Below are 25,690 nucleotides of genomic sequence, written 5' to 3'. Positions count from 1 at the left end.
TTTCTAAGCCCCGCAGCATTTTTTATACTTTTTTCCGCTCCCGCACGGGCAGGGGGCGTTTCGTGATACTTTGGAGACGACCGGTGATTTGGCAGCTGCCGGATTGGGCATCTCGACAGGCGCATAGCCTTTTAACATCCACTGCTTCGTATGATTGTACAGCTGCTGCATCGCTGCCATCGTTTTCGCTGCATCCTGATCATCTGCTATTTCAAACCGTTCCACGAACTCGACTGCTTCCTCATTGAACGAATCACCCATTCGGAACGAGTGCTCTAAAAGTGCGGCGTCTTTCCATGCTTCCTCTTTCTCGATACCGAGTGTGTTCTCCATAAATGCGGCAAACTTTCGCACCGGAGCAGTATCTGCCGGGCCGGCGCTGTCCTGGTAGCTGGCGAGAAGCTCAGGCGCTACCTCTGCATAGCCGATCGGCCTTGAAAACTGCTCCTCCAGGAGACCGAGAGGATCACGGTTAGGAAGCGTCAGCTCGGTCTGTGCGAGCAGCCCGTCCTCTAAAAATACTTCGTACGGATTCCAGTAAGTAAATTCTTCGAAAATACCTAAAATCGTCGATTCATCAGCGTCAGGCAGGGCGCGCTGGACCATCGCGACGTACGTCGGCACGGTGACGACGCCGTAATGAACGGCGCAGCCAAGCGCTGTGCCGCAGATGATATCGTTTCGCTCCCAGACAGCGCTGAATTCAGGGTTTTCTTTTAACACTTCCTGCATCCGCTGCTGTACATCCGGACTGACCGCCAGATAAAACCGCTCTGATTCCCGAACGGCACGAATGAAATAGAGCTGCTGTAAATATTCAATGTGAACAAAATGAAGATCGTTAATATCAGCAACGTCATAAACCCCATCAGCCGCAAGCTGTTGCAGAACGTTAGCCCGTCTGCTGTCGGCTTTCATGAGAACGTCGGTTATTTGATGCAGCGCGTGCTCCCGCAGTGCTTCAGCCAGCGCTGCTTTGTTCAGCTTGCTGAAGCCTTTCACAGCTGCAAGCTTTCTCAGATGATCCAGTTCTCTTCTCGTATAGCGCATCAGCGTTTCCATCAGGGATGCGGGCGCCGATGAATCAGTAAAGACGGCTTCCCAGTCCATCCGCTCCACCTGCTGAGCGACTTCCGCATCAAGCTTTACCTCCATCCTATCTCCTCCTCCACCCTTCTCTTTCCTGTATTGTCTCAAAACTCAGCTTCTCTCACCACCTTCCTAAGTCACGTTCATATGTAAAGACAATCTTAACAATTGCTTTACAAACCTTTACATGCAATTCATGTGAGGTTAACAAACGGAGCCTATACTCATTCTTGTGAGGCAAAACAAAACGGTTTCTAACCAAGGAGGAAATGTACGTGAAAAAGTTTGGACTCAGCGTCATCGCAATCAGCTCAATGGCCGTTATGGCAGCATGTGGTGGAAATGAAGAAGCATCCGGTGACAACGCAGCAAATAACGCAGGCGAAAACAATGCAGAGGAAGCAAACGAAGCTGCTGACAATAATGAAGGAGCAAATAGCAGCGCTGATGAGGACATTTCCGGCTCCGTATCAATTGACGGATCTGGTACCGTTTATCCGCTCATGTCCAGAATTGCAGAGCAGTACATGGTAGAAGAAAATCCGAACGTCAGCGTAGAAGTAAGCCGAGCAGGAACGAGCGCCGGCATGCAGCGCTACGTTGAAGGCGAAACGGATTTTGCGAACGCGTCCCGAAACGTGCGCGATGAGGAAATAGAGGAAATGGAAGCAAACGGAATCGAAAATATGGAGTTTCCGGTTGCGCTTGACGGCATGACGATCGTGCTTCACCCGGATAACGACTGGGCAACGGAAATGACGGTGGAAGAAGTAGAGTCGATCTTTATTTCCGGCGCAATCAGCGATGATGATACGGTGATGTGGTCTGATATTAACTCCGACTGGCCGGAAGAAGAAATTAACACATACGGCCCGAACGAGAACCATGGTACGTACGAATTTTTCATTGATGAACTGATCGATGGTCAAGATCTGAAGGATGGCACGAACCTGCAGCAGGAATATCCGACACTCGTTGAACTCGTAAACGACGACGAGAACGCCATTGGATTCTTCGGCTTTGGTTATTATGAGAACAACCAGGACGCACTTGGCGTTGTGTCCATCGATTTTGGGGAAGGCAATATCACCCCGTCACTCGATACGATCGACCTCGAAGGTGACTATGCAGAATATACGCGTGAAGTATTTACAAACCTGAACGTAGATGCTGCCCGTGAGAACCCGGCTGTGAAAGATTATGCCCGCTACGTATTTGAAGTAGCAGATGAGCTTGCGCCGGAAACAGGTTTTGCACCGCTGCCGGAAGAACAGCTTCAGGAGCAGATTGAAGAAGTAGAAGCGATTAATTAATTTAGGGAAAGCGGCAGGTGCAGCACGTGCTGCCCTGCTTTCCTTCTGTTCAATACCCAGGGGGCCTTTAAAGAGGCGGGAGAAAAGAGAGGAGAATCGGGGATGGCACAGTCCACGAGTGTAAGTGCATTAATTAAAGAAAAACGGCAGAAGAGCAAAAGGCAGAAGCTGGAGAAGCTTGTACCAGCCTTTCTGTTTGCGGCAGCTTCTGTATCGGTTCTCACGACCGTCGGTATTCTGCTGACGCTGATCGTGGAAACGGTGATGTTTTTTTCAGAGGTTTCATTCAGGGAGTTTTTTACATCAACTGACATGCAGCCGCTGAACCGCAACAATCCAACATTCAGTATTTTGCCGCTGTTATCCGCCACGCTGTTATCGACGGTGATTGCCATGTTTGTGGCGATTCCGATTGGTTTAACGACGGCTGTTTATTTAAGTGAGTATGCGACAGAATCAGCAAGGCGCGTACTGAAGCCGATCGTTGAAGTTTTAGCAGGAATTCCAACAATTGTATACGGGTTCTTCGCCTTTACGTTTGTTACACCAGTGCTCAGAGAAATCATTCCGATTCTGGACCGTACGAACATTCTCAGTCCGGGGATCGTCATGGGGATCATGATCATTCCGATGGTCGCCTCGTTATCCGAGGATGCACTGAGCTCGGTTCCGAACTCCATGAGAGAAGGCGCAATGGCCTTTGGAGCCACAAAGTTTGAAGCAACCGTCCGTGTTGTCATTCCTGCTGCAATTTCCGGTATTATCGCTTCATTCGTTCTCGGTATTTCCCGGGCAATAGGGGAAACGATGATCGTCACGATTGCAAGCGGAAGCAACAAGAACCTTACCTTCGATATCACCCAGTCGATGCAGACGATGACCGCCTACATTGTAGAGGTCACAAGCGGAGATGCCGGAGCCGGGACGACCGCCTACTACAGTCTGTACGCCGTCGCCATCACGCTCTTCTTCTTTACGCTGGCGATGAACATGCTGGCGAAATATATATCGAAGCGATTCAGGGAGGCATACTGATATGGCAATGAATTATATCGACCAGGAAGCGGTATCCAGGCAGCTGCCAAAGCGGATTGCCGTCAACAAAATCATCCGCGGCCTCTTTTTCGGCTCGACGCTGTTCGGTCTTGTCGTGCTGGCTGTTCTGCTGTACGACGTGATTACCGACAGCTGGGGCTGGATTAACTGGAACTTTTTAACGAGCGTCACATCATTTGATGCACAAAATGCAGGCATTATCGGTGCGATCACCGGTACGCTCTGGCTCATGATTATCGTCGGTCCGCTCACGATGATTCTTGGGGTCGCGACCGCCATTTACCTGGAAGAGTATGTGAAAGAAGGACGTGTCCGCACGTTTTTTGAAACGAATATATCCAACCTTGCAGGTGTGCCGTCGATCGTTTTCGGACTGCTCGGTCTGACCGTATTCGTCCGGATGCTCGGTATGGGTTCTGTCGTGCTGGCAGGTGCTCTGACGATGTCGCTGCTCGTACTGCCGATCGTCATCGTAGCCTCGCAGGAAGCGCTCCGTGCGGTCCCATCTTATTTGCGGGAAGCGTCGTTCGGTATGGGGGCGACGCGCTGGCAGACGATCAAAAACGTCGTACTTCCTGCTGCACTTCCAAGTATCTTAACCGGAATGATTTTAGCAATGTCGCGTGCCATCGGAGAAACCGCACCGCTGATTGCGATCGGGATTCCGGCACTGCTCATTCCGCTCCCATCCGGACTGTTCGACAGCTTTACCGTGCTGCCGGTGCAGATTTACTACTGGACCATTGACGCTGCACTGAACGCTGAGCTTGCGTCACTGGCGGCTGCAACGATCGTCGTACTGCTCGTCGTCATGTTCATTTTGAATGCAACTGCGATTTTAATCCGCAACAAGTTCCAGAAACGATTCTAACGATAACGAAAGGGGATGTCTGATCATGAGTCAGGTATCAGTAAAGCAAAACACAAAGGTAGAGCTGCAGCCGCAAGGGGAAAAGGCTGAAGCACAAAAGGAAGTTGTCTACAGTACAGAAAAGGTGAACTTATGGTACGGAAAAACACACGCGCTGCATGATATTGAACTGGAACAGCGCGAGCAGGAAGTAACGGCGATTATCGGTCCGTCCGGCTGCGGCAAATCGACGTACATTAAAACATTAAACCGCATGGTGGAAATGAATCCAGACGTCAAGGTGACAGGCAAGATCTACTACCGCGGCCAGAATATTTACGACCGCCGCTTTCCGGTAGAAGAGCTGCGCACGCGTGTCGGCATGGTGTTCCAGAAGCCAAATCCGTTCCCGAAGTCAGTGTTTGATAACGTTGCGTACGGCCCGAAAATTCACGGCATTCGTGATAAAAAACTGCTTGAGCAGATTGTGGAGGAAAGCTTAAAAGGCGCAGCTATCTGGGATGAAGTAAAAGACCGTCTGCAGGAGAACGCATTCGGCCTGTCCGGCGGCCAGCAGCAGCGTCTCTGCATTGCCCGGTGCCTCGCGGTAGAGCCGGACGTCATTCTCATGGACGAGCCGACATCGGCACTTGACCCGAAATCAACCTTGAAGGTAGAAGAACTCGTTCAGGAACTGAAAGCGAAATACTCGATTATGATCGTCACACACAATATGCAGCAGGCGGCACGAATTTCCGACCGGACGGCATTTTTCCTGAACGGCGAAGTAGTTGAATTTGATAAAACCGATACGATTTTCTCAAATCCGAATGACAGCCGTACAGAAGACTATATCACCGGACGATTCGGGTAAGGAGAGAACAACATGATCCGAAATACATTTATGACTGAACTGGAACAGCTGAAGCAGGACATTACCGCACTTGGAAAGGATATTCAGCAGGCGTTTCACAGCGTGTACGATGCGATGGACGGCGACTGCGTGCCGGCGCTGAAAGACTTAATTGATGCAGATGATGCGATTAACGCAAAAGAGCTCGAAATCAATGAACAGGCGACGCTCGTCATTGCCAAGCAGCAGCCTGTCGCGAGCGACCTGCGCCACATTATCGTCTGTCTGAAAATAAGCAGTGATTTAGAGCGGATGGGCGATTTGAGCGTTGATATGGCGAAAGCGTATATGCACATGTCGTCACGAGAGGCATTCCTTGCCTATAAAGCGGATCTCGATCAGATTCAGGCATCGGTTACCGTGATGATCGACCGCGTACTGGAGGCCTATGCATCGCTAGACGTGTTAAAAGCACAGCAGATTGCCAGCATGGATGATGAGATTGACCGGGCTTACGGCGATCTTGTTAAAGCACTGTTCAAATCGGACTACAGCGCTGATCAGACAGCTCAGCTTGCGTTTATCGCGCGCTATATGGAGCGAATCGGCGATTACTGCACGAACATTGCAGAGTGGATCATTTATGAAGTGAACGGAAAAAGGTTTGATCTCAACTAGGTGGTGGTTGGATGAAGGAACGGTCGGTTCTGATTCTTGAGACGAATCCGGACCTCCTGGATAAATTGAAGCAAAGCTTTTCCGGCGGAGGCTTTATCGTCTGGACGGAAAACTCGGTGCGGGAAGCGGAAAAGACGCTCCTGCACCGACGGCCGGACGGCATCGTCGTGTCAGCCGTGCTCGACGGGGACAGCGGACTCGATTTTTGCCGGCACATCCGTGCGGACCAAAACTGGACGCCGCTGATTATGCTGACAGAGAGTGACGATGAATTAGACTGCGTGCTGAGCCTGGAACTCGGCGCAGACGACTATATCCGAAAGCCGGTCCGCTACAAAGAGGTGGTCGCCCGCATGAAATCAGTGCTTCGCAGAGGGGATCTCTGCTGCACCTTGACACAGGACGAGACCGAACCGGATATGATTATCCGTAACGGCAGGCTGCTGATTGATCTGAATCAGCACAGCGTGTTTGTAGAAGAGGAGTGGGTGGAAATGACGAAGCGGGAGTTTGAGATTCTGCTTTATCTCATGCAGCATCCAGACCGCTCCTTTTCGCGAGGCGACCTGCTTGAAGCCGTATCTAATGTAGAACGGGATCTGGATGAGCGGATCATCGATGTGTTTATCAGCAGGCTTCGTCAGAAAATCGAACCGAACAAACGAAATCCAACTTACATCAAAACCGTTCGCGGCGTTGGCTACATGATGCGAAGTCAGGAACGGGTCAGCACCCGCATCACGTATTCATAGCTGCGTCAGACATCATCATAACTATCTGCAAAAAAACGGGCAGCTGCCCGTTTTTTTATGCCTGGACTCTGTAGAAATGAGTAGACAATTACATGCTCAGACGCATCAGCGGTTTCTGTTTACAAGCGGGTAGCATCTGCAACGTTCTTTATCTTGTTTCAGGCATAATGTACGAAAAGGAACTTAGCGCGGCCTAAAAGCTCCACAACTTCGTTAGAAAGCGACTCATGGGTGCTGGAATATAACGTTGCAGGAGGCGAAAGCGATTTGTGCAACTTAACAGAACGTTATCACGAATAAAGAGACTCTAAGATCTCTGAACGCAGCTTAAACTTGAATAAATCTAACATTCGCCGGTCAGTCAGCAGCAGCGGCAAAGCCTGCTGCGGAGACCTCCAATATAAAATCACTTCGCCCACCGACAGGATTCGCTGATTTGTCACCAGACCGTTTTGCACGGCTGATTTTTTTCCGATATAATGAAATGTGCGAAAGAAGAGGGAAGGAGGGGACTGGTTTGAGTTATGATGTATTTCTTCATTCACACTCGCTGTTCTGGCTGGTGGGAGTGATTTTGTTTGCCCTGATTACGATTTTTTATAATAAAGGCAAAGCAAAGCCTGCAAAGATCATGCACATGGTGCTGCGCCTGATGTATATTCTGCTTCTTGTGACGGGTATTACGATGGTGATCATGAATTTCTACTGGGCGACAGCCGTAAAAGGAATGCTGGCCTTTTGGCTGATTTATACGATGGAAATGATCGCTACACGCACTGGTAAAGGCACGCTGACAGGCGGTCTGAAAACGAATATGTGGATTCAATTCGCTGTGGCGCTCGTCGTCGTACTCGTATTCGGCTTTGTCGTAACATAACGACAGCTGAGAAAGAAAACTGTCCTGTGGAAAGGGCAGTTTTTTTGTATAAAAGTGTCAACTATAGACCTAATTTTCAAAAAATGCTTTACAGAGCTTAAGCAGTTCTGTATGTTGAACATATAACAAATTCTTACAGAAAGGAGCGGTGTTCCCATGACAGTTACACGTACGCAATCCATCCACACACATACATATAATTGGAACACCGCTTCGTAAGAGAACGGCTGCCTGTCGCAGATCGTTCTTTGAATAAACCGGAACCGGAGTTCCTTTTCCTGTACAGTCCTCTTCGATGAACCGTCAGCTGCCCGGCTGACCGGAGAAGAGACAGCTGTACAGGAAGGGCTCCGGTTTTTTATTTTCTGAAAGGAGGAGACGAGGGAGATGCCTTCCGCGCGGCAGATACACCGGGCGCAGGAGGGGTGCAGGATGCAGCTGAACTTAATCTTTTTCACTGTGCTGATTAAGCGGAGGCGCTTCAGTGAACAGGAGCGCAAGCGGGAAGCGGCCGTAGCAAAACGGCGGGAAGCGTTTCGCAGCCAGCAGGAAAGACCGATGCAGAACAGACGGCTATACTAAGGTTTACACACGATTAAAGGAGTGATGCTGATATGATCAGAGTAACAGACGGAACCCGGATGAAAGGCACGATTTGGACGGGATTTATATAGCCGCGTCCGGCCGGAACAAACGAATAGCGATGTAAACGAAACGCCCGGCCACTGGAAGCCGGGCGTTTCTATTTGAGATTACGTTCTGCTTCTTCACGGAGCGCACCGTGCGCTCTGTCCTCATATGCTACAAAATACCTTCTGAACTGAGAAGGGCGAGATATGCTTTATAAAGCTGACGAAGGTATTCCCGCCGCCAGGCAGTGTCCTTCGGATCAAAAAGAGCCCGGAAATGTTCGCGGATATCCTGCTTCGGTGTGGAGACGTAGTCAGGAGAGATCGACAGCGCATGTTCCTCAACCATCGCCCTGCTGCAAAATAAAAAGCCGTCAGACGTTTCCGGCACCGTGCCGGCTTCCATAAGGACGGATACGACGCGCTTTCCTGGATACGTTCTCATCAAATACTGCTGCAGTACAGCCGTTGCGTCTCCAAGTTCAACGGACTTCTCTCCTTTCTGAATCCATGGATGAGCCACTTCGTGTTCCAGCTCCAGAACGGAACGGGCTTCGTTTTCATTGAAGATCATCTGCAGCTCGCCCTGGGGACCTCCGCCGGTATGCAAATCGAGGTGAATGATTTGCTTGTAGCCGGCCGCCCAGTCGGAAAAGCTGAGGGCGAGTTTCTGAGAGGCTTCTTCCATTTGAGCACCTCCGAAATACAGGCCAAAGCGTTCTGCATGCTGAGGAGGCGGCGTGTTTTTCATTTCCGCAAGCTCGTTGTCGGAGTACGTGGCAGAGAGCTCGTAACGGACATCCGGCGGCAGAGGGGATTCAGGCGTAAATAAATCACGGCGCCACTGGTACAGAAGCGGCATTTGGGATCTTCTTGCGGCCCAGTCTTTGTGAAAGTTTCGGTTTAAATCCACGTTTCGCGCGGTAACGCGGCGCCGGTGCCTCATCCCCCAGGGGTTCACCCCGTGTACGAGCCGGACGCCTGTCACTTTAGGATTGATATACGGAAATAGTTCATCCATAAACAGATGAAGGCCGGCGGCACCGGCGTAGCCTTCTATCCCATGCAGACCGCTCGTAATTATGAGCAGCGTTTCGGGTGATTCCGAAGCGTCTGCGAGCAGCACATCCGCTGTATTATCATCCTGCGGCACACCGATAAACCACTTATAAAGAGCGACCCGGTCCCATTTTGCCCGCAGATCGTCGATACGGGTCCGGAAGAGGGCTCTGGATTGTTCGTAGGTTTCCTGAAAATAGCTGTTTTCGTTCATACTCCCGGCCCCCTTTTCTGTCTGTAAATCCGTTCCACGTTTCAGATGAGCTGAAACATCGTTCAGGATGTTTTTACCGCTGAAGAGGGAGACTGCGCCATCCATAAATTAGTTCGTGCATGCGCACGCCGTCAATTAAAAACGTATCTTCGCCGAGTAGCTCTCCACCTGATTTTTCATAAAAGCACCGGGCCTGGCGGTTTTCCGTCAGCACACAGCATACCGCTGCTTCAAGCCCGAGACGGCCGAGCTCGTGTCCAGCCGCTTCAAACAGCAGCAGACCAGCTCCCTGACGATGATGCTGCTTTCGTATGTAAAGCGCATATATTTCTCCATCGAAGCCTGACCAGCTGCCAGAGCGTTCCGGTCCGTAATGAACAAAACCGGCGATTTGACCCTCAATTTCTGCGACGATGACCGAGTTCGTTTTCTCTTTCCACTTTTGTTCCCGCTCTGCTTTTGACATCCTGTCTAAATACGAATCTGGAACGATGCCGCGGTACGTCTCCCGCCAGCTGTCGACGTGAACAGCGGCTATACCTCCGGCGTCTGCTGGCTGTGCCTTGCGAACGATCATCTGCATCCCTCCCTTTCCCATTATTATACAAAAAAGCAGGTTTGCGTGCACAGATGTTTAAGAATAGCTTAAGCGGGAAGTACAGGAAACAGGGCAACAAACGATACTTATGCTTTAGTCACGCCAGGCTTCTTTTTGATAAGAGGCCGGAAAGCAGAGGAGATTGTATGCGTAGAAATACCATTTTAGGAAACGTGCTGCTGCAGACGATGCACATCGGGCTTGCTGTCATTCTGCTGATGCAATACGGGGCGCAGAGTGCGGCGTCAGAACCGGCAGCTTCAAAGAATGCACTGGCCTTGGAGCGCAGTGCAGGATTTGACAGCGCCCTGCTGGAGCTTGCTGATACGTCGTCAGAGCTTCCGGAGGATTACACGATCCGCGGTGCAGTCAATTGGAAAGAGATCAAAGGGCTATCAGAGTTTCTCTACATAGACAGTGACGGTTATTTCAAACGGGACTGGGCGGTGCTGCTCGGTCTGGAAGCGGACAAGTATGGGATTGATCCGTTAATTGTCTATGAGCTGTTGAAAGTCGAGTCTGGTGAAACGTTTGACCCGGATGCCGTAGGTCCGGAAACACGCTACGGACAGGCGTACGGACTTGCTCAATTTATGGAGAATACAGGTCCGTGGATTGCAGAGAAGGCCGGGATGGACTATGAAAAGGAGAAGCTGTTTGATCCGCACTATGCGATTCAGCTTTCCGTCACCTATCTTGCCTATTTGTATGATAAATACGAGGATTGGGATCATGCACTGACGGCGTATCACCGCGGCATGACCGGTCTGGAAGAGTATATAGATGAGAACGGAGATGCAGCAAGCTGGTATGCGGTTGAAATTCAGAAAAACGCTGAATTGACAGCTGCGAACCGCTAACAACCTAAACGGTGCCGGTGGATCAGCAGATGATCCCCGGCACCGTTTTGTGTTCGGCTTACACGATTCGTTTGCGGATAAAGGAACTGAGATAATCGATCGCGGTGACGACGAGAATGATGACGATCAGCGCCATTCCAACCTCGTCCCAGTTCCGGTTCATGGTGGCGAGCTGGATCATTAAACCGATCCCGCCTGCACCGACGAGACCGAGAATGGTAGAGGAGCGGACGTCGATTTCATAGCGGTAAATCGCATAGGACAAAAATTCCGGCGTAATCTGCGGCACGATGCCGTACCAGAGAATCTGCGCTCGGTTCGCCCCGTTTGCCTCCAGCGACTCGACAATCTTCATGTCCACTGACTCAATCACTTCAGCGTACAGCTTTCCGAGCATGCCGATGGATCCGATCGCAATCGCCAGCACGCCGGCAAAGGGCGATGGACCGACAGCGGAAACAAAAATCAACGCCAGCATGATCTCGGGAAAAGCGCGGATGGCATCGAGCGACCACTTCGACGACAGGTTCAGCGCTTTCGAAGCGATCATATTTTTAGACGCTAAAAAGCCGAAGGGAACAGCTAGTATCGCAGCGATAAACGTGCCTGCAAAAGCCATCGCGAGCGTCTGCAGCATCAGCACAGCCGCTTCGCCGGCAACGGCCGTATTCGGCTGGAACAGCTGCGGGATCACGCGGGTGACATTTTGCAGCGTCTGTTCGCTGAATACTCTCGCGAAATCGATGCCGATCCCGGCAAACGTCCAAGCGTAAATTAGGACGAGCGCCGCCGTGACTGCAGCGATCTTCCATTTTCGTTTCGGACTGACGACTTTTTTCGGCGGGAGGTTGAGTGTTTGTTCCATCAGAGAATCGCCTCCCGGATTTTTCCGCTGACGTACTCAATCAGGACGACAGCAAGAAATATAATAAAGATGATCATCATGGTACGGTCGTAGTCCATGAAGCTGATCGAGCGTTGCAGCAGCTGGCCGATCCCGCCTGCACCAACAAAGCCGAGTACAAGCGAGGCCCGGACGTTAATTTCAAAGACGTAGAGGCTGAACGACGTATACTGCGGCAAAATTTGCGGGATCACTCCGTAAGCAATCACCTGAAGCGTATTGCCGCCGCTTGCGCGGATCGCGTCGAGCGGCTCGCTATCGATCGCTTCAATCGTTTCTGCCAGCAGTTTGGCAAGGATGCCGAGCGAAAAGATAATCAGCGCGAGAATCCCGGAGAAAACACCGATCCCGAATAATCCGACGAAAATAACAGCGAGCAGCAAATCGGGGATCGTGCGCAGGATATTCATCAGCTGCTTCGTCGTGTGGTGCAGAACGCGATTCTCCATAATGTTGGACGACGCCATGAGGCTGACGGGAATACAAATGACGGCAGCTACCGTGGACGCAATGATCGCCATTTGAATCGTCTGCGCAAGCCAGAACCAAGCCTCAAGCGCATAGCCCCAGTTCGGCGGAAACAGCTGGCCGAACATCGCCAGAATCGTTGGAATGCCTGCGATCAGATCTGCAAGGGAAGCATTGGTGTAAAGCAGCGACAGCGCATAAAGCACGGCTACCGATGTGAAAATAAAGGTGAGCCGCCATTTTGTTTTTTTCGCGCGAAGTCCCGGTGCTTCCGCAGCGTGTTGCTGCATGACGGCAGTGCTAGGAGGCATGGTCTTCGCCTCCGACTTTGTCCTCTTCACGAATCGTGCGGCCGTAAATTTCCTCGAACGTTTTTTCTGAGACGTCGGACGCCGGGCCGTCATACACGACTTCACCGCCGCGCATGCCGATAATGCGATCAGCGTATTCCATTGCCATATCGATAAAGTGCAGGTTGACGATCGTGGTAATCTGGTCCTCCTGATTAACACGTTTTAAATAAGACATCACCTGATGCGACGTCGGGGGATCCAAGCTTGCAACGGGCTCATCGGCGAGCAGAATGTCCGGTTCCTGCGTCAGTACACGTGCGATCGACACACGCTGCTGCTGGCCTCCGGAAAGCTCGTCCGCTCGGGCATGAACTTTTTCGGCAATGTTCACCCGCTGCAGCGACGTGTAGGCGAGCGAGAGATCCTCTTTGCTGTAAAGCTGCAGGAGCGTGCGGAGCGTTCCGGTATGGCCGAGACGACCGGCAATCACGTTTTTCATCACGCTTGAGCGCTTGACGAGGTTATAATGCTGAAAGATCATGCCGACGTTTGTGCGCAGATCCCGCAGCTTCTTTCCTTTATACGGCAGGATGTTGTCGCCGTTCACACGCAGTTCACCGTCTGTCGCGGTTACCATGCGGTTAATGCTGCGGATAAACGTCGATTTGCCGGCACCTGACAGGCCGACGATCACGACAAACTCGCCTTTATTGATCGTGACGTTAATGTTCTTTAATCCCTTCGTCCCGTTTGGATAGGTAAGGGAGACGTTGTTAAATTCAATCATTCTGATTCCTCCTGGTCATCAAAACACCCGCCGGACGCTGCTCCGACGGGCGTACATGCATTAGTCGAGCGGGTCTACTTCGTCAGAGAACTCATTGTACGCATCGCGGACGATGTCGTAGTCACTGTCATCTGCTTCGGTGATTCCGGTCCACTCGTAAACCTCATCCATAATCTGAATCATGTCTTCGTCATCGTTAAATGAGAGGAACGCTTCCTGAATCTCGTCGATAAAGTCCTGCGGCATGTCGCCGAGTACGGAAATCGTATCGTTTGGAATTGGCTCCGTGTAGCCGAGCACGCGCAGGCCGTCTTCTTCGTCCATTACTTCCGGATAGTCGTCTTCGATGATGCCGCGCGCATCTTCAAACGTTGTAGCCACATCAGCATTTCCTTCAAGCACCGTAATCAGCGCGTTGTCATGGGAGCCGGCTTCGACCATGCCGCCGAAAAACTCTTCTTCATTCATGCCGAAGTCGTTTCGGATCTCCGTAGCAGAGAAGAGATAGCCGGAGGTGGATGCCACGTCAACGAACGCCCAGTCAGCGCCTTCCAAATCCTCGATGCTTTCAAATTCGGAGTCTGCTCTGACAGAATACTGAGCGCGGTAGCTGTCCTCGCCGTCGCGGACGGATTTGAGAATGGCATCAATATCATAGCGCTCGCTTGCGAGCACATAGGCAAACGCAGGAATAAAGCCAATTTGTACCTGACCGCTTCCCATCGCTTCAACGAGGGCGGAGTAATTTGTCATTACCGTTCCTTCAACCTCTACGCCAAGAATGTCAGACAGCTCGTCTGCGAGCGGCTCGACAGTGCTTGCAATCTGATCTGAATCAGATGACGGTACAAATCCCATCACAATCTCATCCGGACGGTCTGCATCCCCTTCTGCTGCTTCGGCTTCGTCACCACCGTTATTCGTATTGTTGTCGGCGTTTACTTCAGCGTCGGCATTGTTGTCCGATGCATTCGTACCGTTCTCGCCGTCATTGTTTGCGTCCCCGCAGGCTGCAAGCATCATTGCTGCAGCGGCTGCTGTCAAAAGCGCTGTTGCCTTTTTCATGTCCTCAAAACCCCTTATCATGATTTAATTTGCTCGTTCGTACCTGATTATGAAGGAAGGGTTTCTTCGTGCCTACCGAATTTACGGTTTCCTAACAAAGGATTTACAGAAACCGGCATTTATTCATCAGCTGTTCATAATCTTAAGGAAAAACGAGCTTTACAGATGATTGAAGAGGCTGCAGTGCGTGTATAGCCAGGAGTCTGCGGATTTACAAAGCTGTAATGAAAATCTGCTTGTTTGAACCGTCATGGCAATGTAGAATGCAGCAGGACAGAAAGGAGCGAGCGATGTATATTTTTGATTTGGATGGCACCTTGTATCAAGGAACAGCCCACTTTGATTATTATGCAGCATTGATGAAGCAGGAGCTGCCGGCAGAGTGGCAGAGGGCGTTTGTACGGGATTACGAAAAGATGAAGCGCGGTGAGCATGCGGTGAAAATCGGAACGGCTTACGACACAGAACAGGATACCATTCTGGAGGTGGACGCCTTTACTTCACGTATCACGGCTGTGAAATCGTGGAGCGGGGAGGAGCTAGATGTGTCTACGTATACGGAAGGTCCGCAGTCATTTGATTTGGAGCGAATTGTCGCAATTGGAGACGGCTGGTGGCTGCCGTTCGCCTGTGCACGCCATTATGGCATCCGCGACTGTCAGCCGTTTTATCATGAAACAAAGCGTTATATGGCGAGTGAAGCGTTTCAGCTGGAGAAAATTGAAGGGCTGCCTGTATTTCTAAAGCAGCTGAGTGAGGCTGTGCCGACGGTGCTCGTAACAAACAGCGATGCTGAAGATACAGACCGGCTTTTAGGAGAACTGGATATGCGAGGTATTTTTCACAAAGTCGTACCATCTGCCGGAAAGCCGGCGGCTGCAGCGTCTTTATTTGAAGAACTGATTAACGAATTCGAACACATGCCTCAATCCGTTACGTCCGTAGGGGACAACCTCATGAACGATGTAGCACCGGCTTTAAGGCTCGGCATGCGCGGTGTGTTTATCGGTACCTCAGTCAAGTCGGGAGACAGGCTGGAGCAGGCTTACACAATGAGTGAATGGATGGAACGGGAAAAGCACCGGATCAGCCGTTACGCGCGATAAACCGCTCCAGCGCACGATTGGATGATAGTCGAATTAATTTTCTTTCCGGCACTTCAGAAAGAAGCTTCGGCAGTTTTTCGCGTCGAAAGCGGATTGTATAGAGCAGGAACTCCACGTTCAGCTGCTCTGGGCATCCGGATGCCATATCGGGTCTGGTTGTTTTGCGGTAGCGAATACGCCGTTTTACAATGCGGTACAAGGATAGCAGCAGCGGACGTTCGAAAAGCAGCACACAGTCTGCTCGCTGGATGCGCTCCTGTAAGGAGGCGCGGTAATTGCCGTCGATAATCCAGCGATGTTTTGCAGCAAGCGTATGGGAGATGCGGCGCTGGTCTTCCGCGTTCAAAAGCTGCCAGCCAGCTGACCACATATACGTATCGAGATGATAGACAGGCAATTGCAGGGAGGCACCGAGTTTTCTTGCGGCAGTAGACTTCCCGGTGCCGGGACTCCCGATGATAACGATTCGATTCATCGATTCAGCTCCTCTCCAAGTCATCATATGAAGAGGCCCGTTCCGAATTCAGGAGCGGGCTTTTTCGTCCATCATGATCGAATCACCCGCTGAGAACGGCAAGCGGGTCTTTATGTTCATAGCCGAGATCCCGGGCGACAGCTTCATACGTAACGAAGCCGCCGGCTGTGTTGACGCCTTTCCGCAGGCCGGGGTGCTGCCGGCAGGCTTCGTGGATACCGTGCCGGGCAATGAGCGCCGCATACGGCACGGTCACATTTGTGAGTCCGATCGTCGACGTGCGCGGCACCGCTCCCGGCATGTTGGCAACGGCATAGTGAACAACGCCGTGCTTCGTATACGTCGGGTCATCGTGCGTTGTGATGTGATCAATCGTTTCAACGATGCCGCCCTGATCGATCGCAACATCGACTATCACGGACCCGGGATGCATCGTACGAACCATATCTTCTGTCACAAGCTTCGGCGCTTTCGCACCAGGGATGAGCACCGCTCCAATGAGCAGGTCCGACTCTTTGACGGCCTGCGCGATGGTAAGCGGGTTGCTCATCAGCGTATTGATTTCCGTGCCGAATAAATCATCGAGCTCCCGCAGCCGGTCAGGACTTAAATCAATAATCGTCACGTCTGCCCCGAGGCCCATCGCAATTTTCGCTGCATTGGTGCCGACAACACCTCCGCCGATGACGGTTACTCGGCCGCGCTTGACGCCTGGAATACCGGAAAGCAGGACTCCGCTTCCGCCTTTCGGACGTTCGAGAAACTGGGCCCCGATCTGTGCTGCCATTCGGCCGGCGACCTCGCTCATCGGCGTCAGCAGCGGCAGCGTGCCGTCTTTTTCGACGGTTTCATAGGCGACCGCTGTCACCTTGTGCTTCGTCAGCGCCTCCGCGAGCTGCGGTTCAGCTGCAAGGTGCAGGTACGTAAACAGCAGCAGGCCTTCACGAAAATAGCCGTATTCCTCCGGGAGCGGCTCTTTTACCTTCATCACCATGTCGCTCCGCTGCCAGAGCGCTCCTGCTTCGTTGACGAGCTCTGCGCCCGCCTGCTCGTAGTCGGCGTCCGGAAAGCCGCTGCCGGTCCCGGCTTCATGCTCTACTAAAATGGAGTGCCCTTCTTGCCTGAGCGTCATGACGCCGGCGGGGGTGAGGGCGACGCGGTTTTCGTGATTTTTCATTTCTCTTGGAACTCCGATAATCATCCAGATCCGCTCCCTTCTGAAAATAGGACCGCACAGCAAACCGGCTGCCCGCTGAACGGACAGCCGTAAACGCGGCCGTTACTGAGATACCTCTGTGTAAGGAAACCGGTTGACGATATTGTTTTCGTAAAACTCGCGCATGTTGCGGCTGGAATACATGCCGACGTAATCTGACTCACGCACTTCGTAGTAAATGATGTATTTCCCATCCTCTGTACGGACGTGCAATTGCTTGAGCTCTTCGTCGTAGCCGACCCGTTTGAAGCCGTTACTGTTCAGATCTGCCCATTCCATGTGTAACTGCCCCCTTTATACCAGTTTATAGTATTCAATTCCCTGCCGATATAAGAGATAAACGTCCCTTCGTAAGGCGGAAGGCTTATCTGGCTGGGACGAAGTTAACTAAGGTTGATGAATAATCTGGGATGAGCTGATACATAACATCATGACGAGGACGGAGGACATGTATGGAACACATCGATCAAACTGGTCTTCTGGCTTCCCTAAAGCTGGAAGGAGAGCACTTGTATAATCTGCTTCAATTTATGGAAGAGCATGCCTATCCGGTGCTGCTGGATGAAACGAACCACATTTTGAAAATGAGCAGCACGCTCGCCGGCCTCCTTGGCCTCAGCAACTCAGCCGCTGAAGGAGTCTCGTACGAGCAGTGGAGCGGACTGCCGGCTGCCGAATGGCAGGAAGCCGTCCGCTCAGGAGATTCCATTTCTATTACAGGCAAAGAAAATACGGCCTGTACGTTTCAGCTGCTGCCTTATCCGATCCCTCATCTGGGGCGGACAATTTTGTTTCACCGTAACTTAACGCTTCTGGAAGAGGCAAAGGCAGCTATTGACGAGCTGAGTGCAACAGATTCGCTTACCGGACTTCCAAACCGGAAGGAGCTGGAGAAGGCGATCACCCGGACGGAGCTTGAGAAGACGCCCGTTACACTCATCATCATCGATATCAACCGGTTTAAGTATTACAACGATACGCTGGGACCGTTCACCGGCGATGCCCTGATCGCGCAGATGGGCGACAAACTGCGCCGGTTTCGGACGAATGGGTTTCAGCTGTTCCGGGTGGGAGGAGACAAGTTTGCGTTTCTGCTGGAGGGAATTTACCGGAGTGAAACTGCCGCAACGTTTGCAGAGCGGATGCTTCCGCTCATCCGTGAGCCGTTTTTTATTAAAGGAAAAGAGCTGTCTGTTTCCGTCAGTTTAGGAGCAGCGGTTCGCCCCGGTAAGGACAGTGCTGGACGGAGTCTGATCCAGCAGGCAACGACTGCAGTGCAGTCGGCAAAAGAGGAAGGAATCGAGGGCGTTGTCTTTTACGATCCGGAGCTTCGCTGCCGGTTTGACAAACGGCTCCAGCTGGAGCACCGGCTGCGCCGAGCGCTTCGCAGGAAAGACTTTTCGCTGCATTTCCAGCCGCAGTATGACCTTGCGACAAAGGAGATGACCGGTGTTGAAGCATTGCTTCGCTGGACGGACGACGAGCTCGGCATGGTGCCGCCTGCCAGGTTTATTCCTGCTGCCGAAGAGTCCGGTATGATCGTGCCGCTTGGACGCTGGGTGCTCCTGGAAGCGTGCCGCGAAGGCAAACGACTCAGCGATGCCGGCCACCGGCTTTCAGTCGGCGTCAATATTTCGCCGCTGCAGTTTCAGAGCAGGGATTTTGTGGCGACAGTCCGCAATGCCTTGCACACCAGCGGTTTTGATGCAGAGCTGCTCGATTTGGAAATCACAGAAAACGACCTGCTTTATCATCGGGAAGAGTGTCTGGAGACGCTGCAGCAGCTCAAGTCGCTAGGGGTCCGGATTTCAATTGATGATTTTGGGACCGGCTACAGCTCGCTCAGCTATTTGCGGCAGTTCCCGGTCGATACGCTGAAGATTGATAAATCGTTTATCCGTGAAGTACTGGACAACCGAAATGACCAGGCGATTGTTGCTTCGATCATTCAGCTGGCCCACAACATGAACATGCGCGTTGTAGCGGAAGGCGTCGAGAAACAGGAGACCATTCCGTTCCTGGCGGCGCGCTCCTGCGATGCGATGCAAGGCTTCTTATACAGCAGACCGATGCCGGCAGCAAGCTTATACAAGCAGCTCGGCATCGCGACGTAATCCTACTGCATCACAGTTCGAATGAAACGGGCGGATGCCCGTTTTTCCGTTTATCTGAAGAAAAAATAAGAACAAAAGCATCGGTGACTGCTCTTTTTCAAAAAGGCTCTGGATCCTATTTACAAATACGTTTTAACTTTTCTTTACAAAGAATTTGCGGTCGGCTATCATTTAGGTAGAATAGGGGAGAGGCCGATGAAAAACAGGGTGGAATCATTGCTTGCCGGTGCGTGGATCACAGCATTCACGGCGACACTTGGCTCGCTTTTCTTTTCAGAAGTCATGAATTATGTGCCGTGCGACCTTTGCTGGGTGCAGCGTATTTTTATGTATCCGCTCGCCGTGATTCTCGCGGTTGCGGCAGTAAAGAAAGATGCAGGCGTGGTGAAATACTCGCTCCCGCTCTCTGTTATTGGAGCAGGTGTCGCGCTGTATCACTATTTCATTCAAAAGGTACCGGCCATGCAGGAGCAGGGAAGCGCATGCGGAATTGTCCCGTGTAATGCTCAGTACATGAACTGGTTCGGCTTTATCACAATTCCGTTTCTAGCCTTAACTGCGTTTACAATCATCAGTGTGCTGCTCATTTTCGTGATGCGCACAGTGAAAAGGGGATAGCACCATGAAAAAGATTTTACTGTTCGGCGGTATTGCCGTCGCACTTTTTGTGACATTGATCGTCGTCGTTCAGCTGCAGAACCAGCAGCAGGCAGAAGGAAATCCGTTTGGCAAAAGCACGCTCGCTCAGGAAACGATCGACCAGCTTGATGATCCGAACTACCAGAACGTGATTTTGCCGGAGGAGCTGGATGAGCGCCTGGCAAACGGGGAAGATGCGCTGATTTATTTCTACAGCGGGCAGTGTGAATACTGTAATCAGGCAACGCCTGTCCTTGTGCCGATGGCAGAGGATGCCGGGGCTGACCTTGAGCTGTATAACGTGCTCGAATTTAACGAAGGATGGGAAGACTACAACCTCGAGGGAACCCCGACGGTTATCCTATTTGAGGACGGGGAGGAAGTAGACCGGATTACCGGCCTCGGTCCCGAAGAAGAGTACGAGCAGCTGTTTGAACGAGCTGCCGATTAAGAAAGGAGCGATTGCATGAAACGACTGGCAATGATGATCGGCATCATTATTTTTGCCGGGTGGACGGTTGCGATGCTGGTGAACTACGGTATCTATGCCGCATCGGACGATCCAGCCTTCTTCAGTCCGCTCGTGGACGGCATTTTATTCATGGCCGTCATGTTCGGTCTGTATCTGCTGTTATTTAATGTCTATCAATCAAATCGAAAAGCGGCAACCATTCAGCTCGTTGCCGGGGGATCGCTGGCCCTGATAGGCGCCGTCGTCCTCTTATAGCAAACAGAAGGTAAAGAGCCGGATTCGTGATAAGGAATCGTTCCAAAAGGAGCGGTTCTTTTTTGTTCAATAAATCGCCACAAAATCAGAGGACGCATCCTTTGACAGGATAAAGAGGACTTGCATATAGTTAAGTAAGTTAATAATTAAAATACTTAACTGTTTAGGTGGTGTACCGATGGGAAAAGCAGGCTTGATCACCGATATTGAAGAATACATGCTTGATATTACGCTGCTCATGCAGCATAAATACGGCAGCCACTTTGACAATGAACTGACGCCGAACCAGCAGCTCGTCCTGTTTCTCGTTGCCAAACGCAGCGTGACGAGAGTAAAAGAACTCGCAGGATTCATGAATGTCTCGGCCAGTGCGGTCAGTCAGATGATCGCGAAGCTCGAGCAGGGAGGCTACGTCACGCGCAGCATCGATCCGGAGAACCGGAGACAGACGGTGCTGAAGCTTGAGGATGCCGGAGCGGAGCTGATCGGACAGCTTGAACAAAAGCGGAGGCTGATTATGGAAGACCTGCTGATGAAGCTTCCGGAGAAGGATTTGCAGGCAATGCGGGCAGCGTTTGGGAGCATGCATCATCTGCTGCTGAAATCTGTTAACGAAGGAGACGAGTCATGAGAATAACCAATTTTTCGATTGCCAGACCAGTTTTTACAATTGTGACGATGCTCTTATTTCTTTTGCTCGGGTTCGTCTCGCTTACGAACATCCCGCTGAAGCTGATTCCGGACATTGATGCGCCGATAGCAGCGGTCGTGACAACCTATGATGACGCCGGACCGGAGGAAGTGTCCCAGCGCGTTTCCCAGCCGATGGAGCAGGGGCTTGCGACGGTTTCCGGTCTGAATAACATCAGCACGATTTCCATGGAAGGGCAGTCGCTGACGATCCTCGAGTTTTCGTGGACGCAGACGATTGATGAGGTCGAAAATGACATCATCACGCAGATGAACCAGGTCCAGCTGCCGGACGGTGCCGGTAACCCGTCATTCATTAAATTTGATCCGTCACAGTTCCCGATTATTCAGCTTTCGCTGTCTTCGGACAACGGCGAAGCGATCGACGGGCTCGTGCAGGATATTGAAAATGATCTGCTCCGAGTGGACGGTGTCGGCACGATCAACCTCGATGGAGATAACGTAGAGGAAATTGCCGTCACGCTCGATCAGGATGAATTAGAAGACAATAACCTGACGCAAAGCGATGTCGTCCAGGTGCTGCAGTCCCACAATGTGACGGCTCCAGGCGGCGTTGTAGAGAATGAAGGCAATGAAATTACGACGCGTGTGCTGTTTGAGCTCGCTGACGTTGAGGACATCGAAAATATCGTCGTTTCAGAAACCGTAACGGGAGACGAGGACACCGAAACGGTGACCGTAGCCGATGTGGCGGAAGTGACCCGCGGACCGGAGCCGTCAGATGTTATCACCCGAACTAATCAGGACGACGCCATTTTAATGAGCGTGCAGCAGCAGGCTGATGCGAATACTGCAAATGTGGCATCCGATTTCATGGAAGAACTGGAGGCACTTCTGGATGAAGAGCAGTACGAAGAGCTTCAGGCAGACGTCCTGTTTAACCAGGGAGATTACATTGAGGATGCCGTCCAGAACGTGACGCTGGCACTCGTTGCCGGTGGCGCGATCGCGATGATCGTTCTGTTCTTCTTCTTAAGAAGCGTGAAAACACCGCTCTTGATCGGCATTGCCATTCCGTTCTCTGTTATCGTGACGTTCGTGCTGCTGTTCTTTACGAACTTCTCACTGAACATCATGACGCTCGGCGGACTGGCACTCGGGATCGGGATGCTCGTCGATAACTCGATCGTTGTCATCGAGAACATTTACCGCCACCTGTCGATGAAAAAATCTCCGCGTCAGGCAGCACAGGACGGAACGAAAGAGGTCGCTACCGCGATCACAGCGTCTACGCTTACGACGATCTCCGTATTCCTGCCGGTCGTCTTTATCAGCGGGATTGTCGGGAACCTGTTCCGAGAATTTGCGCTGACGGTTGCGTTCAGCCTGCTTGCCTCGCTTGCGGTCGCACTGACGGTCGTTCCGATGATCGCAAGCCGCTGGCTCAAGGCACCGAGTGAAAAAATCGAAGAAAAGCGCCGCAATTCAGGCTTTATCCGCTTTTTTGATAAAACGGCCCGCTGGTCGCTTAAAAACCGGCTCGTTGTCTTTCTTGTAACTCTCGGTCTGCTGGGCGGGGGAGCTGCAGGCATCACAACGGTCGGAACGGAATTTCTGCCTGCGACCGATGAAAGTTTTATGCAGATTGAAGTAGAAAACGAACCAGGAACGCCGCTCGACACAACGTTTGAGAACATTCAGGAGATAGAAGCCATTTTAGATGACTATTCTGAAATAGAGGCTTATACGACCGTCACCGGAACGAGCGGGGATCAAGGTCCGATGGGAGAAGGAACGCAGGGCAATCAGGGTGCCGTCTACGTGACACTCGTACCAGTCGCCGAACGGGATATTTCCACGATTGATTTCTCAGAGGAAATCCGCCGGGACGTGGAAAATGCGGCACCGGATGCTGACGTTACGATTTCCGTCGATGCTTCTTTTGGTGGAGACCCGAATACGTTCAGCTTCGACCTGACTGATCAGAATCCACAGCGCTTGCAGGAAGCGGCGGATGATCTGCTCGAAGAGTTTGAAGATCAGTCAGAATTTACGGAAGTGACGAATACGTTTGAAGAAACGCTGCCAGAGCTGCAGATCCAAATCGATGAGGAAGCAGCACGGGAGGAAGGCCTGACACCGGCTGAAATTGCTGATACCGTCGACAGCCTGACGCGCGGCGCGTTTGCGACACAGGTAGTCACCGCAGAAGAGGACGTATTGGAAGTGAACGTCCGCATGGCTGACGAGGTGACGGAAAATACAGAAGCACTGGAAGACCTGCTGCTTCGCAACCAGGAGGGTGACTTCATTGCCCTGGCTGACGTTGCTGCATTTGAAGTCGGTGACTCTCCGGAGACGATCAACCGGATCAATCAGGAGCCGTCCGTTCAGTTCACGCTGACGTACACGTCGAATAATACGCTGAACGAGATCAATCAGATCGTTAACGACATCATAGACGACTATGACCTGCCGGCTGAAACGAATGTATCCTTTACCGGCGATCAGCAGCTGCTGGAGGACGCTATTTCGGATCTCACGCTCGCTCTCATTTTGGCGATAGTGTTTGTCTACTTCGTGCTGGCAGCCCAGTTTGAGTCGTTGAAGTATCCGTTCGTTGTCATGTTTACGGTACCGCTCGTGATCATCGGGGTCACGCTTGCCCTGACGCTGACGAGAACGCCAATCAGCGTCACCGGCTTTATCGGTCTCATTGTACTCGTCGGGATCGTTGTCAACAATGCGATCGTGCTCGTCGACTACATGAACAGGCTGAAGAGCTATGGCTTTAAGAGCTACGACGCGATTGTCGAAGGGGTAAAAAACCGGGCGCGTCCGATTTTAATGACAGCGACGACGACGATTCTTGCGTTGATTCCGCTTGCGCTTGGTCTTGGAGAAGGATCGGAAATTCAGCAGCCGCTTGCGATTACGGTGATCGGCGGCATGGTCAGCGCCACCTTCCTGACCCTCGTGCTGATTCCAGTCGTCTACAGCTTCTTTGACAGAGAAACCCGTCACTTAAATAAGAAGTATGTGACGCCGGACGGTCAGCTCGTGCCTGCTTATCTGCTCGATGACCGCATAAGCAGCAGCGAAACGAACCGCAAGCAGCTGCAGGAGCCGGAAAAGGCGAAGGAACTTGATGAAGATATGATGGTCACGTCGTATGAAGAGTACTACCGCGACGTGGAGGACAGCTGGGATCCGGAGCTGCAGGAATATGCACCGGAGGAAGTAGAGGAGCTGCGCTACGACGATCCAGCATACAGCAGCCAGGTTCAACAGGAGCCAAGGCGTCAGAAGGAAGACATGTCGAAGGAAGAACTGCTCGACGTGCTCGAAGAACTAATCCGGCGCAATAAAGAAGATAAATAAAGAGAAAAGGAGAACCGTCCATGTGGGCGGTTCTTTCTGTATGCAGCTTGCCGGCTTCGGTGTTCGTTTTTCAGTGAAGCTGAGAAACGTTTGAGGAGCAACGAGTTATCTTTATCGCAAAACGTATTGGGAAGTAACGTTCGCATTGAGAATGCAGCCCGGCGGTTTTCGCAGTACATGATACAGCTTTAAGGCATGGGGAGGCCGTTTTCAGCCGGCGACGCTCATTGCAGCAAGAATAGAACAAGCGAGCAATTGCCAAAAACTGCCGGAAGCTCTGGTCAAATCAGACGGAATTCTGTATGATAGGGAAAGATAACCTGTCCGGTACGAGGTACGATGAAAAGAGGGAACACGTATGAAGACAAAATTGGCACTGCTTGCCTGCCCGATTCTGCTCGTTGGGGCCTGCTCCGATCAGGAGCCGTCGGCCGGCGACGAAAACAACACCGATTCCTTGATCAAGACGAATGAAAGCCTGACGGACCAGCTTGAAAAGGAACGCAACCGGACGCTTGAGCTGGAGGAGGAACTTGCAGAGCTGCACGAGGAAAACGCCGAGCTGAAGGACGATCTGTTGACGAGCAAACAGGAGACCGTGGATACGGAATCAGACCACCGCATGGCGGCGGATGAAATGGAGCAGATTGAAACCCGTATCCGCGAGGCGCTTACAGCGATGCATGAACAAAACGCCGATGTGCTGGAAGATGTGACGTCGGAAGGAACTGTGATTAACGAAGAAGAAGCACTGCTCACGTTTCAGCTTGAGGAGGATGAAACCCGCTCGCTGCACTGGGTAAACCTTGAGCGCATGAATCTGGTGCAGGTGCGTGATATCGATGTGAACGATGATGAGGCTGCGGTCGTCATTGAATTCGTACACGCAGCGGAAGAGGAAATACAGGCGACGGGGATGCTGGAGGCCGAGCTGATCCGGGAAGAAGAGGAATGGAAGCTGCAGCTGATGTCGTACACGCAGCCTCAAAAATAACAGCGGAAAATCAACAAGCGGTGCCGGAGGTCTAGGAATAGA

27 protein-coding genes are annotated in these 25,690 nt (G+C 51.7%); 17 read left to right on the top strand and 10 right to left on the bottom strand.

Going from position 1 to position 25,690, the window contains the following annotated elements; genetic code table 11:
- Positions 1-3: 3 nt before the first annotated feature.
- Positions 4-1,155 (bottom strand): SEC-C metal-binding domain-containing protein, encoded by a 1,152-nt coding sequence (locus ACSZLD_RS00630; RefSeq protein WP_444683954.1) that lies wholly within the window; start codon positions 1,153-1,155, stop codon positions 4-6.
- A gap of 203 nt (positions 1,156-1,358) precedes the next feature.
- Here ACSZLD_RS00630 and ACSZLD_RS00625 point away from each other — a divergent pair, with 203 nt between their 5' ends.
- The 8 genes from ACSZLD_RS00625 (at position 1,359) to ACSZLD_RS00590 (ending at position 8,050) form a co-directional block, all read left to right on the top strand.
- Positions 1,359-2,402, top strand: coding sequence for a phosphate ABC transporter substrate-binding protein PstS family protein (locus ACSZLD_RS00625; RefSeq protein ID WP_444683953.1), 1,044 nt, complete (start codon positions 1,359-1,361; stop codon positions 2,400-2,402).
- A gap of 102 nt (positions 2,403-2,504) precedes the next feature.
- Positions 2,505-3,437: a phosphate ABC transporter permease subunit PstC gene (pstC, locus tag ACSZLD_RS00620; RefSeq protein WP_377910021.1), complete on the top strand. Its 933-nt coding sequence runs from the start codon at positions 2,505-2,507 to the stop codon at positions 3,435-3,437.
- Between the two features lie 7 nt (positions 3,438-3,444).
- Positions 3,445-4,329, top strand: a complete 885-nt coding sequence (gene pstA / locus ACSZLD_RS00615; RefSeq protein ID WP_377910320.1) for a phosphate ABC transporter permease PstA — start codon at positions 3,445-3,447, stop codon at positions 4,327-4,329.
- 25 nt (positions 4,330-4,354) lie between these two features.
- Complete coding sequence (gene pstB, locus ACSZLD_RS00610) at positions 4,355-5,182, top strand: phosphate ABC transporter ATP-binding protein PstB (RefSeq protein ID WP_444683952.1); 828 nt, start codon at positions 4,355-4,357, stop codon at positions 5,180-5,182.
- 12 nt (positions 5,183-5,194) lie between these two features.
- A complete protein-coding gene (gene phoU, locus ACSZLD_RS00605; RefSeq protein WP_377910019.1) occupies positions 5,195-5,839 on the top strand; it encodes a phosphate signaling complex protein PhoU in 645 nt (214 codons plus the stop codon).
- Between the two features lie 11 nt (positions 5,840-5,850).
- Entirely contained in the window at positions 5,851-6,591 is a 741-nt protein-coding gene (locus ACSZLD_RS00600) for a response regulator transcription factor (protein ID WP_444683951.1), read from the top strand.
- 517 nt (positions 6,592-7,108) lie between these two features.
- Positions 7,109-7,468, top strand: a complete 360-nt coding sequence (locus tag ACSZLD_RS00595; RefSeq protein WP_444683950.1) for a DUF1516 family protein — start codon at positions 7,109-7,111, stop codon at positions 7,466-7,468.
- A gap of 432 nt (positions 7,469-7,900) precedes the next feature.
- Positions 7,901-8,050 carry a YrzI family small protein gene (locus ACSZLD_RS00590; protein ID WP_444683949.1) on the top strand — a complete coding sequence of 50 codons (150 nt, stop codon included), beginning with the start codon at positions 7,901-7,903 and terminating at the stop codon, positions 8,048-8,050.
- A gap of 219 nt (positions 8,051-8,269) precedes the next feature.
- On the opposite strand, the gene ACSZLD_RS00585 is transcribed toward ACSZLD_RS00590, so the two are convergent.
- The gene (locus tag ACSZLD_RS00585; RefSeq protein WP_444683948.1) at positions 8,270-9,370 is read right to left on the bottom strand and encodes a M14 family metallopeptidase; all 1,101 of its coding nucleotides are present in this window, start codon (positions 9,368-9,370) and stop codon (positions 8,270-8,272) included.
- Positions 9,371-9,443: 73 nt separating this feature from the next.
- Complete coding sequence (locus ACSZLD_RS00580) at positions 9,444-9,947, bottom strand: GNAT family N-acetyltransferase (RefSeq protein WP_444683947.1); 504 nt, start codon at positions 9,945-9,947, stop codon at positions 9,444-9,446.
- 167 nt (positions 9,948-10,114) lie between these two features.
- Here ACSZLD_RS00580 and ACSZLD_RS00575 point away from each other — a divergent pair, with 167 nt between their 5' ends.
- Positions 10,115-10,828, top strand: a complete 714-nt coding sequence (locus tag ACSZLD_RS00575; RefSeq protein WP_444683946.1) for a lytic transglycosylase domain-containing protein — start codon at positions 10,115-10,117, stop codon at positions 10,826-10,828.
- A 58-nt stretch (positions 10,829-10,886) separates the two neighbouring features.
- On the opposite strand, the gene phnE (ACSZLD_RS00570) is transcribed toward ACSZLD_RS00575, so the two are convergent.
- From phnE (ACSZLD_RS00570) to ACSZLD_RS00555, 4 genes are read right to left on the bottom strand one after another with little or no spacing between them, the layout of a single operon-like run.
- Positions 10,887-11,693: a phosphonate ABC transporter, permease protein PhnE gene (gene phnE / locus ACSZLD_RS00570; protein WP_444683945.1), complete on the bottom strand. Its 807-nt coding sequence runs from the start codon at positions 11,691-11,693 to the stop codon at positions 10,887-10,889.
- Positions 11,693-12,511 (bottom strand): phosphonate ABC transporter, permease protein PhnE, encoded by an 819-nt coding sequence (gene phnE / locus ACSZLD_RS00565; protein WP_377910011.1) that lies wholly within the window; start codon positions 12,509-12,511, stop codon positions 11,693-11,695. Before phnE (ACSZLD_RS00565) ends, phnE (ACSZLD_RS00570) begins: the two co-directional genes overlap by 1 nt.
- Positions 12,501-13,280 (bottom strand): phosphonate ABC transporter ATP-binding protein, encoded by a 780-nt coding sequence (phnC, locus tag ACSZLD_RS00560; protein ID WP_444683944.1) that lies wholly within the window; start codon positions 13,278-13,280, stop codon positions 12,501-12,503. The genes phnE (ACSZLD_RS00565) and phnC overlap by 11 nt, the downstream gene beginning before the upstream one ends.
- 60 nt (positions 13,281-13,340) lie before the next feature.
- On the bottom strand, positions 13,341-14,345 hold the full coding sequence (locus ACSZLD_RS00555) for a phosphate/phosphite/phosphonate ABC transporter substrate-binding protein (RefSeq protein ID WP_444683943.1): 1,005 nt from the start codon (positions 14,343-14,345) through the stop codon (positions 13,341-13,343).
- Between the two features lie 290 nt (positions 14,346-14,635).
- Here ACSZLD_RS00555 and ACSZLD_RS00550 point away from each other — a divergent pair, with 290 nt between their 5' ends.
- Complete coding sequence (locus ACSZLD_RS00550) at positions 14,636-15,451, top strand: HAD family hydrolase (protein WP_444683942.1); 816 nt, start codon at positions 14,636-14,638, stop codon at positions 15,449-15,451.
- On the opposite strand, the gene ACSZLD_RS00545 is transcribed toward ACSZLD_RS00550, so the two are convergent.
- From ACSZLD_RS00545 to ACSZLD_RS00535, 3 genes are all read right to left on the bottom strand, one after another.
- Entirely contained in the window at positions 15,432-15,926 is a 495-nt protein-coding gene (locus tag ACSZLD_RS00545) for a P-loop NTPase family protein (protein WP_444683941.1), read from the bottom strand. The two genes, ACSZLD_RS00550 and ACSZLD_RS00545, sit on opposite strands and share 20 nt — an antisense overlap.
- An 82-nt stretch (positions 15,927-16,008) precedes the next feature.
- Positions 16,009-17,127, bottom strand: a complete 1,119-nt coding sequence (ald, locus tag ACSZLD_RS00540) for an alanine dehydrogenase (RefSeq protein WP_377910006.1) — start codon at positions 17,125-17,127, stop codon at positions 16,009-16,011.
- Positions 17,128-17,205: 78 nt separating this feature from the next.
- Positions 17,206-17,421 carry a KTSC domain-containing protein gene (locus ACSZLD_RS00535; RefSeq protein ID WP_168005080.1) on the bottom strand — a complete coding sequence of 72 codons (216 nt, stop codon included), beginning with the start codon at positions 17,419-17,421 and terminating at the stop codon, positions 17,206-17,208.
- Between the two features lie 173 nt (positions 17,422-17,594).
- Here ACSZLD_RS00535 and ACSZLD_RS00530 point away from each other — a divergent pair, with 173 nt between their 5' ends.
- The 7 genes from ACSZLD_RS00530 to ACSZLD_RS00500 all read left to right on the top strand — a co-directional run bounded on the left by ACSZLD_RS00530 (position 17,595) and on the right by ACSZLD_RS00500 (position 25,648).
- On the top strand, positions 17,595-19,256 hold the full coding sequence (locus ACSZLD_RS00530) for a putative bifunctional diguanylate cyclase/phosphodiesterase (RefSeq protein ID WP_444683940.1): 1,662 nt from the start codon (positions 17,595-17,597) through the stop codon (positions 19,254-19,256).
- A 195-nt stretch (positions 19,257-19,451) separates the two neighbouring features.
- A complete protein-coding gene (locus ACSZLD_RS00525; RefSeq protein WP_444683939.1) occupies positions 19,452-19,874 on the top strand; it encodes a disulfide oxidoreductase in 423 nt (140 codons plus the stop codon).
- Between the two features lie 4 nt (positions 19,875-19,878).
- Complete coding sequence (locus tag ACSZLD_RS00520) at positions 19,879-20,346, top strand: thioredoxin family protein (protein ID WP_377910003.1); 468 nt, start codon at positions 19,879-19,881, stop codon at positions 20,344-20,346.
- A 15-nt stretch (positions 20,347-20,361) separates the two neighbouring features.
- Positions 20,362-20,622 (top strand): hypothetical protein, encoded by a 261-nt coding sequence (locus ACSZLD_RS00515; protein WP_444683938.1) that lies wholly within the window; start codon positions 20,362-20,364, stop codon positions 20,620-20,622.
- Between the two features lie 178 nt (positions 20,623-20,800).
- The gene (locus ACSZLD_RS00510) at positions 20,801-21,253 is read left to right on the top strand and encodes a MarR family winged helix-turn-helix transcriptional regulator (RefSeq protein WP_377910001.1); all 453 of its coding nucleotides are present in this window, start codon (positions 20,801-20,803) and stop codon (positions 21,251-21,253) included.
- Complete coding sequence (locus ACSZLD_RS00505; RefSeq protein WP_444683937.1) at positions 21,250-24,654, top strand: efflux RND transporter permease subunit; 3,405 nt, start codon at positions 21,250-21,252, stop codon at positions 24,652-24,654. Before ACSZLD_RS00510 ends, ACSZLD_RS00505 begins: the two co-directional genes overlap by 4 nt.
- Positions 24,655-25,012: 358 nt before the next feature.
- Positions 25,013-25,648, top strand: coding sequence for a hypothetical protein (locus ACSZLD_RS00500; RefSeq protein WP_444683936.1), 636 nt, complete (start codon positions 25,013-25,015; stop codon positions 25,646-25,648).
- The last annotated feature ends 42 nt before the right edge of the window (positions 25,649-25,690 follow it).

This window comes from Alkalicoccus luteus, assembly GCF_052061695.1.
Lineage (GTDB): Bacteria > Bacillota > Bacilli > Bacillales > Salisediminibacteriaceae > Alkalicoccus > Alkalicoccus luteus.
The sequence above is the reverse complement of the archived record's forward strand: the minus strand, read 5'-3'. Positions and strand labels throughout refer to the sequence as shown.